The organism is Methylobacterium sp. J-092, assembly GCF_022829325.1.
Classification (GTDB): Bacteria; Pseudomonadota; Alphaproteobacteria; order Rhizobiales; family Beijerinckiaceae; genus Methylobacterium.
In genome coordinates this window covers 1-11940 of the sequence record NZ_JAKSXU010000049.1, presented here as the reverse complement: position 1 = coordinate 11940, position 11940 = coordinate 1, and the positions used below count along the sequence as shown (strand labels likewise).

The 11940-nt window shown below is 70.1% G+C and carries 19 protein-coding genes; 5 read left to right on the top strand and 14 right to left on the bottom strand.

The window, feature by feature from the left end:
- Positions 1 to 114 precede the first annotated feature (114 nt).
- The 5 genes from MKK60_RS03175 to MKK60_RS03155 all read right to left on the bottom strand — a co-directional run bounded on the left by MKK60_RS03175 (position 115) and on the right by MKK60_RS03155 (position 2921).
- On the bottom strand, positions 115 to 405 hold the full coding sequence (locus MKK60_RS03175) for a hypothetical protein (protein WP_243983916.1): 291 nt from the start codon (positions 403 to 405) through the stop codon (positions 115 to 117).
- A gap of 344 nt (positions 406 to 749) precedes the next feature.
- On the bottom strand, positions 750 to 944 hold the full coding sequence (locus tag MKK60_RS03170; RefSeq protein WP_147726735.1) for a hypothetical protein: 195 nt from the start codon (positions 942 to 944) through the stop codon (positions 750 to 752).
- A 160-nt stretch (positions 945 to 1104) separates the two neighbouring features.
- A complete protein-coding gene (locus tag MKK60_RS03165) occupies positions 1105 to 1308 on the bottom strand; it encodes a hypothetical protein (protein ID WP_243983915.1) in 204 nt (67 codons plus the stop codon).
- A 235-nt stretch (positions 1309 to 1543) separates the two neighbouring features.
- Positions 1544 to 1978: a hypothetical protein gene (locus MKK60_RS03160; RefSeq protein WP_243983914.1), complete on the bottom strand. Its 435-nt coding sequence runs from the start codon at positions 1976 to 1978 to the stop codon at positions 1544 to 1546.
- An 85-nt stretch (positions 1979 to 2063) separates the two neighbouring features.
- Entirely contained in the window at positions 2064 to 2921 is an 858-nt protein-coding gene (locus MKK60_RS03155) for a DUF3108 domain-containing protein (RefSeq protein WP_243983913.1), read from the bottom strand.
- A 232-nt stretch (positions 2922 to 3153) separates the two neighbouring features.
- On the opposite strand from MKK60_RS03155, the gene MKK60_RS03150 reads away from it, so the two are divergent.
- Together MKK60_RS03150 and MKK60_RS03145 are read left to right on the top strand one after the other, a co-directional pair.
- The gene (locus tag MKK60_RS03150; RefSeq protein WP_147726742.1) at positions 3154 to 3453 is read left to right on the top strand and encodes a hypothetical protein; all 300 of its coding nucleotides are present in this window, start codon (positions 3154 to 3156) and stop codon (positions 3451 to 3453) included.
- A 231-nt stretch (positions 3454 to 3684) separates the two neighbouring features.
- Positions 3685 to 4926: an SPFH domain-containing protein gene (locus tag MKK60_RS03145; protein ID WP_243983912.1), complete on the top strand. Its 1242-nt coding sequence runs from the start codon at positions 3685 to 3687 to the stop codon at positions 4924 to 4926.
- 103 nt (positions 4927 to 5029) lie between these two features.
- Here the strand turns inward: MKK60_RS03145 and MKK60_RS03140 are convergent, their stop codons facing one another.
- A complete protein-coding gene (locus MKK60_RS03140) occupies positions 5030 to 5272 on the bottom strand; it encodes a hypothetical protein (protein WP_243983911.1) in 243 nt (80 codons plus the stop codon).
- A gap of 411 nt (positions 5273 to 5683) precedes the next feature.
- Here MKK60_RS03140 and MKK60_RS03135 point away from each other — a divergent pair, with 411 nt between their 5' ends.
- Positions 5684 to 6061: a DUF4440 domain-containing protein gene (locus tag MKK60_RS03135; protein ID WP_147841012.1), complete on the top strand. Its 378-nt coding sequence runs from the start codon at positions 5684 to 5686 to the stop codon at positions 6059 to 6061.
- Positions 6062 to 6249: 188 nt separating this feature from the next.
- On the opposite strand, the gene MKK60_RS03130 is transcribed toward MKK60_RS03135, so the two are convergent.
- The 3 genes from MKK60_RS03130 to MKK60_RS03120 form a co-directional block, all read right to left on the bottom strand.
- Positions 6250 to 6420 carry a hypothetical protein gene (locus MKK60_RS03130; RefSeq protein WP_187274663.1) on the bottom strand — a complete coding sequence of 57 codons (171 nt, stop codon included), beginning with the start codon at positions 6418 to 6420 and terminating at the stop codon, positions 6250 to 6252.
- A 12-nt stretch (positions 6421 to 6432) separates the two neighbouring features.
- The gene (locus MKK60_RS03125; protein ID WP_243983910.1) at positions 6433 to 6666 is read right to left on the bottom strand and encodes a hypothetical protein; all 234 of its coding nucleotides are present in this window, start codon (positions 6664 to 6666) and stop codon (positions 6433 to 6435) included.
- 145 nt (positions 6667 to 6811) lie between these two features.
- The gene (locus tag MKK60_RS03120; protein ID WP_147841014.1) at positions 6812 to 7120 is read right to left on the bottom strand and encodes a DUF1488 family protein; all 309 of its coding nucleotides are present in this window, start codon (positions 7118 to 7120) and stop codon (positions 6812 to 6814) included.
- Positions 7121 to 7787: 667 nt separating this feature from the next.
- Between MKK60_RS03120 and MKK60_RS03115 the strand changes: the two genes are divergently transcribed.
- Positions 7788 to 8000 carry a hypothetical protein gene (locus MKK60_RS03115; RefSeq protein ID WP_243983909.1) on the top strand — a complete coding sequence of 71 codons (213 nt, stop codon included), beginning with the start codon at positions 7788 to 7790 and terminating at the stop codon, positions 7998 to 8000.
- A 49-nt stretch (positions 8001 to 8049) separates the two neighbouring features.
- Here the strand turns inward: MKK60_RS03115 and MKK60_RS03110 are convergent, their stop codons facing one another.
- The gene (locus tag MKK60_RS03110; RefSeq protein WP_243983908.1) at positions 8050 to 8469 is read right to left on the bottom strand and encodes a hypothetical protein; all 420 of its coding nucleotides are present in this window, start codon (positions 8467 to 8469) and stop codon (positions 8050 to 8052) included.
- 231 nt (positions 8470 to 8700) lie between these two features.
- Positions 8701 to 9948 carry a glycosyltransferase gene (locus tag MKK60_RS03105; RefSeq protein ID WP_243983907.1) on the bottom strand — a complete coding sequence of 416 codons (1248 nt, stop codon included), beginning with the start codon at positions 9946 to 9948 and terminating at the stop codon, positions 8701 to 8703.
- A gap of 416 nt (positions 9949 to 10364) precedes the next feature.
- Here MKK60_RS03105 and MKK60_RS03100 point away from each other — a divergent pair, with 416 nt between their 5' ends.
- Complete coding sequence (locus MKK60_RS03100; RefSeq protein ID WP_243983906.1) at positions 10365 to 10754, top strand: hypothetical protein; 390 nt, start codon at positions 10365 to 10367, stop codon at positions 10752 to 10754.
- Positions 10755 to 10897: 143 nt separating this feature from the next.
- On the opposite strand, the gene MKK60_RS03095 is transcribed toward MKK60_RS03100, so the two are convergent.
- The 3 genes from MKK60_RS03095 to MKK60_RS03085 all read right to left on the bottom strand — a co-directional run.
- Positions 10898 to 11143: a hypothetical protein gene (locus MKK60_RS03095; RefSeq protein ID WP_243983905.1), complete on the bottom strand. Its 246-nt coding sequence runs from the start codon at positions 11141 to 11143 to the stop codon at positions 10898 to 10900.
- 97 nt (positions 11144 to 11240) lie between these two features.
- Positions 11241 to 11477, bottom strand: coding sequence for a hypothetical protein (locus MKK60_RS03090; protein ID WP_147726758.1), 237 nt, complete (start codon positions 11475 to 11477; stop codon positions 11241 to 11243).
- A 219-nt stretch (positions 11478 to 11696) separates the two neighbouring features.
- The coding region (locus MKK60_RS03085) for a CDP-diacylglycerol diphosphatase (protein ID WP_243983904.1) at positions 11697 to 11940 on the bottom strand (244 nt) is incomplete at its 5' end.

The window sequence follows — 11940 nt, the reverse complement described above, 5'->3', positions numbered from 1 at the left end:
GGTTGCCGGTGCGGTCCTCCGATCGGGCGACACGCTACCCGATCGCCGCGCCTTTGGGGATGCGCATGTCGCGTCTCGGCGCACCGGCAACGGCGGCTTTCCCGGGCCGACGCCCTAATCCATCAGCGCGAGGGTGCGCAGCACCGCCATGCCGACGAGCTCGGCATCGATCTCGCCGGCCTCTGTCCGGGGCAGGACCGCGACGGCCTCGACGATGTTTCCCGAAAGCGGCCCGACCACGACCTTGAGCACGGCGCCGGCCGGCGCGTCGGGATCCTCGACCAGGGCGACGACGTGGCCGGCGGCCTCGCCGTAGACCCGAAGCGGCTGATAGGCCGCCTCGTCGGACTCCGCGTCGACGGGTTGCGGCTGGCGGCCAAAGGTGGGACGAATCACGTTGCTCATGCGTCGAGTCCCTCGCACGCGGTGGGGCGGGCATCCGCTCCGTCGGACCGAGGTTCGGATCGCAGCTTCGGCCGGACGAGGATAACGCCGTCCGCCGGATCGCGCATCAGCGTGCTTGCCAGGACGTGTCGTCCCCGGTCGACGCGACGGCCCGGACAGAAAAAAGGCCGCCCCGAAAGGAGCGGCCCGAAGTCTAGGGAGGAAACGCCCAAGATGGGCAGCAGGACCGCGACGCCATCGCTATCCCGCAACGCACCAATAGTACGTTGCGACGCACCATGCAAGCGTCGGACGTTCCGTACCGATGACGGAGCGCAGCGTTCCCCCCGCTTCGGAACGCGGCGTCAGGAACCGCCCTGTCGATCGTCGTCGAGCTGCCGCATCAATTCGGCCAGGCGTGGATCGAGCGCTTCGTCGATCACCGGCTCGTAGAGCGCCTGGAGATGGCGCCCGAGGCGCTGGCGCGTCAGCGCGTCGAGAGTCGGCGGCGCGTCCGGCTTGGCGACGATGGTCTGGGCTTGGCGGTTCGTTTCGAGCATGAGCCTTACATTGGCGCCGGGGCGGACATGGCAACCGTCCTGCGGTCGAACCCTGTCGTCCGGCCCGGGGATGCGGCGACGACGACGCTCGGAAAGCGGAACGGCGCGGACCCTGGGGGGCCGCGCCGTTCCTGTCTCGCAAATTGAAGGGTCGTGGGCCTTAGCGGTCGCCGACGCCCGACAGCAGCTTCTCGATCTGGCCGAGGCCGCTCTCGCGGGCCTTCGCCTCGCTCGGCAGGCTCCGGTCGGAGCGCTGGGTCAGCTTGCCATTCTTGCGGATGGCCCACTGATACGAGCCGCCGTCGGCCTTCGGGGGAATGATCTCCAGGGAGTACGGATGGATGTTCATTGATGTATCGCTCATGCGCTGATTATGCCACGGACAGGGAGCCAGACCAAGTCCGGTCTGAAACATCGGCTCGAGATGCCGCATCGGGCGATCCGCCGCGCGACGTGTCCGCCGCGCCGATGCCGCCGGCGGGCATCGGCGAGGGACGCCCGCGGGGAGCGCAAGACGTCTGCGACGACGCTCGCGAGAGCGGCCCTCAACGCCGTGGCCCGAGCCGAAGCCGGGCCTGACCGGTCGTCATCGGTGCGGCCTACTGCGCCTTCTCGTGCTCGCCGAGGCCGACGGCCCTGTAATCGTAGGTCGGGTAGAACTCGGTCCGGTAGGCGCCCCAGGCGGTATCCTCCAGCACGCGGTTGATCTCGCGGATCCGGTTCGCCGGCAGGCGCAGGACGATGACCTGGCCGATGCCCATCACGACGTTCCACGACACCACCTCGATGCCGGGCGGCGGGAAGGCCTTGTAGAACCCCTGCCGGGTGAGCTGCGCGTTCAGCTCGGCCAGCGGACGCGACTGGTCGTGCTTCAGGAAGACCGTGAGCAAGATCGCGTTGTCGGGCGTCGCCGCCGCGGAGCCGGACGGCGGCGCCGCGACGGTCTGAGCCTGGACGCGGGGCATGCCCGCGACCGGGAGGACGATCATCGCCAGGGCCGCGAGCGATCGGATCGCAAAGGGTGGGCGTCGCATCGCATCGTCCTCCTGCGGCCTTTGCCCGACGTTCGAGGCGCCGGGTCCGAACATGGGCCGCGATGCCGAAAGCCCCGAGCCGACCTCATGGATCCGCGTCGGCGGGTTTGGCCGGCGCGGCATTCCAGCTCGTCGCCTCGATGCGCGCCGTGCCCCAGCCGGTGCCGACGGCGATCGAGAGCGGCAGCAGCAGCCCGGCTTCCGTGATCGGGGCCAGGCGCACGCGCATGTCGTCGTTCTCCGACATCCGGCGCACGGACGAGCCCTTGGCGCGGTGGCCCGCCACCGGGATCCAGCGGATCCGGCACTCGAGCGCGGGCCCGCGGTAGGGCCCGGCGGCGACCTGGACCACCGTGCCGCGCGACAGCGCGATGTCGGCGCGGGCGGCGCCGTCGAAGACCGGGATGCGCCGATCGCACATGGCGGGGACCAGCGGGCCGGGGCCGACCTGCACCGCCAGCATGCCGATCGGATCGGTGACGTTGGTCGTGTCGGCGGCGGTGACCGGGACGCGATCGGGTTTCGGCTGCGGCTCGGGCTCGACCTCCGCCTTGCGGACGGTGCCGGCATCGAACGTCACCAGCACGCGCACCGGTGCGGTGCCGTAGCGGCTGTCGATCCGAAAGGTGCTCGGCACCGCGCCGGCCGGCGACAGGCGCCCGCTCGACCGCGCCGTGCCGTCGCCCTGGAAGAACCAGCCGGCGAGACCGGTGAGGCGCCCGGTGAGGCCGATCGCGTAGCGCTCGGGGGTGAGGTCGGCCGTGAGATCCGCGGTGCCGACGCCGAGATTGAGGAAGCTGAGGCCGTACTTCACGACGACGTGCCGAGATCCGTCCCCGCGCGGCGCCGCGGACGCCGCCGGCACGAGGGCGACCATCGCCACGAGCACCGCAGAGAACGTCGACGGCGGGGCCGACGGACGTGATCGCTCCGGGAAACGCACGCTCCTCACTCCGCGCCCTCGCATGCCGGACATCCTCGTGCCGCCGGAGCCTAGGGCAACCCCGTCGACCGGTCGAGAAGCGGTGCCAGCCATCGAACAGCGACCTGAACGACCTCGCAGCGATGCCGTCGAGGATAGGCCGGTGGTCGGCCTGCCGAATCCCCCGGGTTTCGGATGAACCGCGCCTGCTTCCGTCCGTTGCCGTGCGACCTCTCATGAAATGGACGGCCCGATGACACGCTCGACGATCGCACTCGCCTCCGCGCTCGGAGTTCTCCTAAGCGGTCCCGCCTCGGCACAGATCGTCACGGGCGGCGCCGGCAATACCGGCGTCACCGCCCCTCCCGGCACCGGCGGTGTCGGCGGCGGAGCGCGCGACCTCGGCCCGAGCCCGATCACCCGCGGCAACGAGGCCAACCCGAGCAACTCGTCCGTGCCCGGTACCACCCCGAGCGTGAACATCGGCGGGACGCCGACCAGCGGACCGCCCGGCACCGGCGGCGCGGCCGGCGGCCCGTCCCTCGGCCGGTGAGGCCGGCGACCTGCAAGGGTCGCATGGCTTCGTTGTTAGCGCCGCACGCTCCGCCTGTCGCTTTGGTGTTGCGGCGCACACGACGCGGCGCGATGATCACCGTCGTTCGCCGCCATCCCGGTCGGCGAGCACCGCGCGACGCGGCCCCGGCGAGACTCCGGCGTGCCCTCCGCCCACGGTGACGGCCCCAGGCCATCTGGGGCATCTCACGTCTCGCTGCAGACCCCATCCATGAGCACCACGCTTCGTATCGCGTTGACGACGCTCGTTGTCGGCACGGATGTCTTCGTCCTGCGTGCAGGGCCGGGCGACCGGCTCGGCGCCGCGGAGGCCGGGCGCATCGCGGCCCGCCAGTTCCAGGATGCCGACTGGCCGGCGGCCGAGACCGCCTGGGCCGCGACGGCCCTGAACGGCGCCGGCCCCTTCGCGGCAATCCTGTCCCTGGCCCTGATCGCCGCGATCTGGTGCGTCGGACGGCGCGGGGCCGGATATGCCGGGCTCGCGGTCGCGGGCTTGCTGGTCGAGGCGCAGCCCGAGCCGGCGCAGGCCTACTACGACACCCGCGACTACCCGGAATTCGTCGAGGTCCTGCCGAACCAGACCGCCTTCCTCATCCCCGAGGTCGGCGAATCGAAGTCCGGCCAGGCCGCCTTCATGTCCGAGCAGTTCCTGAACGAGCGCAAGGTCGCGATGAAGCGGGTCCAGATCCCGCACACGCTGATCCGCAATCCCGGCTGGGCCTACGATTACTACGTGCCCGCCGCGCGGCTGATGCTCGTCGACCGGTCGCCGGTCTCGCGCGAATGGGTGAGCTCGACCGATCGCGGCACCTCGGCCAAGGACCAGGGCATCCGCTTCGAGACCGCGGAATCGGTGACCCTGCGCACCGGCGTCGTCGTCTCGGCCTTCGTGAAGGAGGAGGATGCGAGCAAGTTCGTCTACTGGTTCGGCGCGCGCGCCACCGGCGGCAATGCGAGCGACCCGCAGGTGAACTTCGCGAGCGTGATCCAGGGCAAGTCGCTGGCCGAGGTGGTCGACGAGAACGTCCACCGCACCGTTCAGGCGGCGATGGCCAAGGAGTTCGGCCGCCGCACCACCGACGAGGCGATCCGCGGCAAGGCCGCGATCATCGAGGCCGTCGAGAAGGAGGTCCGGCGCGTCTACGAGCCGATGGGGATCACGGTGACGACGCTCGGCTACGCCGAGGGTCTGACCTTCGACAACCCCGAGATCCAGAAGGCGATCGACCTGACCTTCGTGGCGATGAAGAACGCCCAGTCGGCTCAAGCGCAGATGCAGACGCTGCCGATCCAGGAAAAGATCCTCGACCTGAAGATCCGCGAGATGGATGCGGAAAGCCGCCAGACCCTCGCCGGCCGCTGGAACGGCTCGGCCGCCAACGTCCTGCCCGCCCTGCCGAGCTGGGTCGTGCTGCATGCCGGCTGGCTCGACGCGCTGAAGACCTGGCTCTAGCCGGGTCAGCCGGCGCCGGCCGGGCACTGACCGTCGGCCGCCGGTGCGTGGCTGCGGCGCGCCGGCGGACTGTTCGCGAAGGGCGTGGATCGGTGCGGAAGGCCTAAACGTCGGCCCCTTGCGCCTCACGGATCATGCGGTCGACCAGGGCTTCGCGCTTCCCCTGACGGATCAGGATGCGCGCGGCGGCTCGGGCGTTGGCCGCCCGCACCTCCCCATTCGGCGCGCCGTCGCGAAGCGCGCGCGCGGCGAGCTTTCGGAACCAGCGCACGTTGGCGATGACCGTCGATCGGCGGCTCAAGGGGCCGCCGACATCGAGGAGCCGTTCCGTCGTTGATGAGGACATCGTTTCGATCCCGGATCGCGGGCCCCCGCTTGTCCGTGAGTGAGACAAGAAATGGCGAACGCACCAAGTTTCGGCAAGAGCGATGCCGTCGATGATGTGCCGAATTTAGACATCGGAGCTTCGGCCGACCGGAAAGCGACTGCGGCGGCCGGCCCGGCGTCAGAATTCGGCCGCGGTCCGATAAGGCTTCCGAAGCACAGTGCGGGACGTCGCCGAGCCGGAATGACCCTCTCCGAAGGTCGTTGCGCGACGTCGGGCCAAGCACGTTCGGGCGCGTCGACGATACTGTTTTACGGTTTCGGAAGACCCGAGCCTCAAGCGGTCGACCCGCTCGCAGGGTCGCGGCACGACGGAACGAAGCGGTGCGACCGCACTTCTCCGAGGGACTTCCCGCTGCTTGAGGTGAATGCCATGGACGACGACCGGGTCTGGTCTTTCGAGAAGAGCCTCTGGGACGGCAGTCCCGACCATTATCGCGAACTCGTCGACGAGGAATGCCTCATGGTGCTGCCGCACCCGCCCTTCGTGCTCAGCGGCACCCAGGCGATCGAGGCCGTCGCTCATACGCCGCGATGGACCGAGGTCGCGTTCTCGAAGGGCCAGATCGCCCGGCCGCAGGAGGGCATCATCGTGGTCGCCTACCACGTCGAGGCCGCGCGCGACGACGAGGCGTATCAGGCGAACTGCACCTCGACCTATCGACGCGTGTCGCACGAGGTCTGGCGCGTCATCCAGCACCAGCAGACGCCGCCGCTCGTCCTGCCGAGCGCCGTCGAGAAGACCGGCTGATCGGGTCCGTCTCGCCGAGAGCGCCGATGCCGTCACGCTGCCGGAGGCCACGCGGCCTCGACGCGACCGCGTGGCGGCGTCGCTTCGCCGATCGAACCCTATGGCATGGCGAACCCAGCGGCTCGCGCCGATCCGGGTTCGGGACAGGGTGCGAGTTCGCGTCGTCGGGTCCAGCCGCGCCTGACGGCCTACGGACGCCGAGCCTTATCCTCGGCCTCCGTTCCCGGCCGGTCCATCGGGCCCGCGCCCGGCTTGGTCTCCCCGGTGACGGTGTCCTGGGGCGTGATCGCCGCGCCGTCCGGCTTCGGTTTTCCCTGCGGCATCCGCTGGGCCTGGGTGTCGGTTGTGTCGGCGGTCATGCGGGCGGTCCTTCAGATCTTGGTTTCGCGGCGGACGACCGCGGCCTCGCCGGTGCCCTTCTGGGCCAGGCCGACCTCGGCATCCTCTCCCGGCACCGGGAGAGGCTCGGAACTGGTCGCGTCGGTCAGGCCTTCCTCGGGCTTCCGGGCAGCTGGCGCATCACGCGTTTCCCCAGCGTCGGCGGGACGGCCGGCGTCATAGGTGGTGTTCGCGAGATCTTCGGTGTTGGCGATCTGATCGGGCATGGGGGACTCTCCAGTTCGGAAGAGCAACGTCCTGCGATCAGTCGCGGTTCTCGCAAGCGCATCGCGATGTTCCGAGCGGCGCCGACGGCATGATCCGCGGTGCCGGTCGCGTTCAAGCCGGGGAGCCTCGACGGTCCGTCCTCGGTCAGGTCACCTCGTCCGCCGCATTGGCCCGCGAGCCCGGCGCGGCAAAATCCGCAGCACCGATCCGAACGCGGTCGCTCGGCTCGGACAGGCGCTCATAGGTCTGCTTCGCGGTTCCCTCGATCACGGCACGATGCGACTCGAAGAAGTCGACCGGCCCGAGCTTGGTCGCGCCGAACTCAGCGTGCATCACGTCGACCGGGATCTCGACGTGGATCACCCGCCCACCCTCGATCATGGCGAAGGCCACGATGTTCGGATCGGTGGCGGAAAGGTGCGCATCCTGATCGGAATGCTTTTCCAAGGCCATGGGACGGTGTCCGGCTCGCGCCGGCGGATCGCCGTCGCTCAAGCACACGCACCTAGCGTTCGATCACCGCCGAACCAGGGCCCTGAATGCGTGGGTCCGATCCAGCATGGGACGCGCGCGGCGGGACCTTGCCCCGTCGCGCGCGCCCCAAGTCCTTCGGTCAGAAGCCGACAATCACGCTGGCCGTCCCGATGACGGTCGCAACGAGGCCGAAAGCGAAGGCCCCGATCATCGCGTAGCTGAACAGCTTCAGTTTCATGCTTGGCATCCTTACCGGTTGTGGCGAAGCGATCCGCCGGCGGTGCAGCCGCACCGCGATCTGCGTCGATCCGGAGATGGCGATCCGACCTCGGCCGTGACGTGCCGGTGCGCACGCTACGTCGCAACACGTCGCGATGCACCATCCGGAGCAAGGTCGGTGCCAGGATGATCGCAGGAGACGCCGCCGGTGGATCGTTGCCCGCCGTGATCCAGCGTGACCGGGGTGCAACAGCCTTCCGAAAAACCGCGAGGCCGAAGCCTGCGCGCGGTAAGCCGCGGTCATGCCTTGCGGCTGAGTACGCACACACGGCACGATTGAATGTTTGGCAATGTTAACAACCTATGATTTACGTGCCCAGGTTGGGAGGCAAGCATGCAACCGTCGGAATGCTGCATCTTTCGGATCGTGCTGGCGTCGGCCGTCGGGCTCGCGATCACGACTCTGCTGCTCTGGAAATACTCGCCGGTCCTGGCCATCGTATCGGCACCGGTCGGTGGGTCGATGGCGGCCATCATGGCGATGATCGTGTTCCAGGCGGCCCGGCCCTTCGTCTCGTCAGAGCCGATGGGCGTCAATCCGCACAGCGACTATTTCGCCCGGAAGATCGACTTCCTGTAGCGTCACCCTCGCGCGGAAGATGCGTCACGGTCGACGCGAAAGGGCCCCTTCATCGGATCGCCTGCCGTGCCGCCCGGTGCCGGACGTGGCCGTGTGCGGCCGCTGACCGCCTGCCGATCCGACCCGGGCGAACGATGCGCTGCGATGGCGTCGCGAACCGCTCGCCGGGCTCTATACGGACCTGCCGCATGCTACGGACGTTCTGCACGTCGTCGTAGGGCCCGCGGCCCGTGCGCGCCCGATAGGCCGCGCCCGCGAAATCGCCGGGCGTCGGCGGCGTGCCGGGTTGCGAGAAGCTCGTCTCCGGCCTGTAGGCCGGCCCCCACCCGATCTCGTCGTCGCCGGCCGGATCCTTGCCCGGAAAGCCGGTGACGTAGCCCGTGCTCTGCGCCGCGGCAGGCCATGCCGGCCCCAGCAGGCAGGCGACGCAGCCGAGGACGCAGATCGCCTTGTTCGGTGAAAACGGCACCCGGAACCTCCTTCGTCGCGACATGCCGGGCAGGCCCGCCCATGCCACCCATGGTCGCGAGGCCAACCGTCCGTTCGCCACCCGGTTCGGAGCCTGTGGTCAGGTGCCGCGGAGGTCGCGGTCGCGAGCCTGACCTCACGCAGAGGGTCGCCCCGACGGTCGCGACCGCTCAATCGGCCGGGCCGTCGCCCGTCACTGGGTACGACCGACGTTTCGTGGTCATGCCGGGGCTCACGCCGCGATCGCCTGCTCGACGGCATCGCAGGTCGCGCCGAGCCCGTCTTCGTGCGCGACCCGCTGCGCGGCCTCGCGGCAGGCGTGCGCCACGGTCGGGGAGGTCAGGAGCCGATCCATGACGCGCGCGCCGCGTGACGGCGTAAACCGGCGACGGCTCAGCGTCGCCCCCACGCCGAGCTTCCTCAAGCGGGCGGCTTCGTCGAAGTGATCGAACGCCACCGGAACGACGAGCTGCGGGATGCCGGCGGTGAGCGCCTGCGCCACGGTGCCGATGCCGCCGTGATGGACCAGGGCGGCACAGTGCGGCAGCAGCGCGCTGAACGGCGCGTAGGCCACGTGCCGGATCTCCGGCGGCAGGGTGTCGGAGACCTGATCGGCCTGCGGCGCCAGCAGGATGCCGCGGCGGCCCATGCGCCGGCACAGGGCGGTCGCGGTGCGGAAGAACGCCCGACCCTGGCGCATTCCCGAGCCGTAGGTGAAGGCGATGGGCGGCGCGCCCGCGTCGAGGAAGGCCGCCACCTCCGGGTCGAGCCCGTCCCGGTCACCGAAGCGATCCGAGAGCGGAAAGCCGACCTGCACGGCCTGCTCGGGCCAATCGGGCTGCGGCTCGGCGAACCAGTCCGGGCAGGTGAGCACCATCCGCGTCGGGCTGTTCCACCAGTGGCGCAGCCGGCGGACTGGCGGCAGGCCGAGGGTCGCCCGAAACGCGTTCAGGCCGGGCAGCACCGCCGGGTCGACGACGTAGCGATCCCCGCCCCGCCCGAGCCAATGCCGCGTGCGCGACGGCAGGAGGTGCGCCAGCGGCAGGCCCGGAAGAACGGGGGCGTCGCGGCGGCTCTCGATCAGGAACGGCGCGACGTGGAGCGTCACCAGGGGCAGGCCGAGCTTGTCCTGCGCGACGCGGGCGCCAAGGCTGTTGGGGGAGGCCACGACGACACCGCCTTCGGCCGACCACCATGTGCGCAGCCAGTCGAACACCGGCTCGGTCGCCGAGGACAGGGTCTGCAGAAGCGGTGCGACCCCGCGCCGCGGATGCCAGAGATCCGGGTGCCGGATGGTGCGCTCGTAATCCGCCTGCGTGCCGAGAGCGTGGAAATCGACCCCGGCCCGCTTCGCCAGCCCGCCGAACGGCGCCGGCGCCGCCAGGGCGACGGCATGACCGCGCCGCTTGAGGGCGGAGGCGAGCGCAAGGAACGGCAGAACGTCGCCGTGTGAGCCGAGCGTAACGAGATGCACCTGCATTGCGCTCTATTACGATAAATTCCGTCCTTTGACTTCAACAAACTTAAGAACGCGCATATGACATAAGTCATAGGCCGGATTTCCTAGTATAATGCGTTCGTACTAGTTGCTGCGGTCAAGCTTCTTCTCGCCTGCACGATCTGGCCGTGGCACCCCAACCCGGCAAACGCCTATGTCGTAAGGGTCGCGCGCAGGACGCGAACCCGGACCTGCTCGCCTCGCGAAGCACGTCGCGACGGAGCGCGAGCATGTCCGAACTCCAATGGTGACCGTCGTCCTGACCGGCGCATCGAGCGGTATCGCCCATGCGGCCGCTGGGACGTTCATGGCGCGCGCGGGCTGCGTCGTTCCGGCCGCGCGCCGTATCAGTGGGCCCGATGCCACGCGGTCGTAAGTTCCGGGCCGGCGACGACGAGGTGGTCGCGACCCCGACCGACGCGACCGATCCTGAGGCGGTGGCGGCCATCGCCGCCGAGCCCGTGCGGCCGTTCGGTCGGATCGACGTCCGGGTCGGTAAGGTCGGCGCGGGCGCGTTCGGGCCGCTTCTCGACACGGCGCTCGACCTGCAGAGGCGGGTTGTTGCGATCGACCTGATCGACGCGATCCACGGCGCCTGCGCGGTGCCGCACGTCCTGAAGTTTAGCGCTGCACCCGCGCTGCAAGGTGCCGGTCGGCTGGCGGACGCGCCGGCACTCCCAAAGCAAGAAATTAAGTGCGGGTTTCGGTCCTCGCGCTTGCCGGGGCCGGACCTCGGCGGGCTATGCGAAGGCGCCGCCCACGCGCCGAGGCCGACGGCACCGGCATGAACAGCGGCCGTTGCGCGAGGATGCGTTCTCCACCGGCCGCATCGGTCCGCGGCTGGCGGTGCCGGCCGCCTGCGGCACCGCCCGCCTCGAAGGCGGCCCTGTGGGACATCGAACCCGAGAGGTCGCGGGTGGCCGTGCGGCTGCTAGCTCTCGGCGTGCAGGCTCTTGATGAAGCGCCGCGCGATCTCGCGCACCGCCTCGTCGTCGCGGGCCTCGCCGTGGGCCTTGTCCCACAGGTGGTCGAGGCTGCCGTCGAGCTCGTCGAGGAGCTCCGGATGGCGCTGCGCGACGAAGCGGATCGTGCCGAACAGCAGGTGCTCGACCGCCATCTCGCGGCGGCGGGCGTCGATGATCGCGTCGGACGCTGGGGCGGATGTCGGATTGGTCATGGCGCATCAACGGCCGCCATCCGGGTTCGGTTCGCACGCTCGCGCTGCTTCGAGTGCCGCAGCCCGATCATGGTCCGGCGTACGGCGGGCCGGCGGCTCAGGTGAGCCAGCGTTCGTCGATGTCGGTCGCGTTCCACGCCGCCATCGGCTGGCTGGCATCGCCCTCGGCGAACACGACCACGTCGTCGGGCCCGACATCGTGGACCGCGAACCAATCCCAGCGGCGGTGGATCACCCGGGGACCGCCGAAGATCCGGACGGCGTTCCAGTAGCGATCGTCCTTGAAGCCGACGTAGTGGACGCAGCGCGGCGATCGGTCCGACGTCTCAGGCATCCGGACGATCGCGCGGCAGGCCGCCTTGGACGTGGTGACGGCTGGCTTCGGGAAAGCGCATCAGTGGAGGATAAGCGCCGGGATCGCCTTGTCGAGGCAACCGGTTGTCGCGCGAAGGCGCTCGTGCGTGACGACGCTTCGCCTCGTCGGCCCCGATCCGGTTCGGCTCGACGGCACGGAGCGACCTGCGGATGACGGTCGACGTCGGCGGCACGCGGCCTACGGCGTCGCGGCTCCGTCAGTCGCCCCGCAGGTGTGATCCATCAGGTCCTCGGCGCTCGCCCGCGGCGCCCGGTAGGCCAGCACGTAGTAGCCGGGATCGGGATCGCCGGCCGGGGTCGCGACCGCCGCGAGGCTGGTCTGCCGCAGGTCCCGACGCCCCGGCAGGCGGACGAGCGCCGCGAACGGGTTGAAGCGTTCCGCCTCGGCAGCCGTCACCCGCAGGGCGAGGTAGCGGTCGCCC

Excerpts from the sequence above, each read along its gene's own strand:
- MKK60_RS03175 (WP_243983916.1), bottom strand. The coding sequence starts at position 405 with ATGAGCAACGTGATTCGTCCCACCTTTGGCCGCCAGCCGCAACCCGTC.
- MKK60_RS03170 (WP_147726735.1), bottom strand. The coding sequence starts at position 944 with ATGCTCGAAACGAACCGCCAAGCCCAGACCATCGTCGCCAAGCCGGAC.
- MKK60_RS03165 (WP_243983915.1), bottom strand. The coding sequence starts at position 1,308 with ATGAGCGATACATCAATGAACATCCATCCGTACTCCCTGGAGATCATT.
- MKK60_RS03160 (WP_243983914.1), bottom strand. The coding sequence starts at position 1,978 with ATGCGACGCCCACCCTTTGCGATCCGATCGCTCGCGGCCCTGGCGATG.
- MKK60_RS03150 (WP_147726742.1), top strand. The coding sequence starts at position 3,154 with ATGACACGCTCGACGATCGCACTCGCCTCCGCGCTCGGAGTTCTCCTA.
- MKK60_RS03145 (WP_243983912.1), top strand. The coding sequence starts at position 3,685 with ATGAGCACCACGCTTCGTATCGCGTTGACGACGCTCGTTGTCGGCACG.
- MKK60_RS03140 (WP_243983911.1), bottom strand. The coding sequence starts at position 5,272 with ATGTCCTCATCAACGACGGAACGGCTCCTCGATGTCGGCGGCCCCTTG.
- MKK60_RS03135 (WP_147841012.1), top strand. The coding sequence starts at position 5,684 with ATGGACGACGACCGGGTCTGGTCTTTCGAGAAGAGCCTCTGGGACGGC.
- MKK60_RS03130 (WP_187274663.1), bottom strand. The coding sequence starts at position 6,420 with ATGACCGCCGACACAACCGACACCCAGGCCCAGCGGATGCCGCAGGGA.
- MKK60_RS03125 (WP_243983910.1), bottom strand. The coding sequence starts at position 6,666 with ATGCCCGATCAGATCGCCAACACCGAAGATCTCGCGAACACCACCTAT.
- MKK60_RS03120 (WP_147841014.1), bottom strand. The coding sequence starts at position 7,120 with ATGGCCTTGGAAAAGCATTCCGATCAGGATGCGCACCTTTCCGCCACC.
- MKK60_RS03105 (WP_243983907.1), bottom strand. The coding sequence starts at position 9,948 with ATGCAGGTGCATCTCGTTACGCTCGGCTCACACGGCGACGTTCTGCCG.
- MKK60_RS03095 (WP_243983905.1), bottom strand. The coding sequence starts at position 11,143 with ATGACCAATCCGACATCCGCCCCAGCGTCCGACGCGATCATCGACGCC.
- MKK60_RS03090 (WP_147726758.1), bottom strand. The coding sequence starts at position 11,477 with ATGCCTGAGACGTCGGACCGATCGCCGCGCTGCGTCCACTACGTCGGC.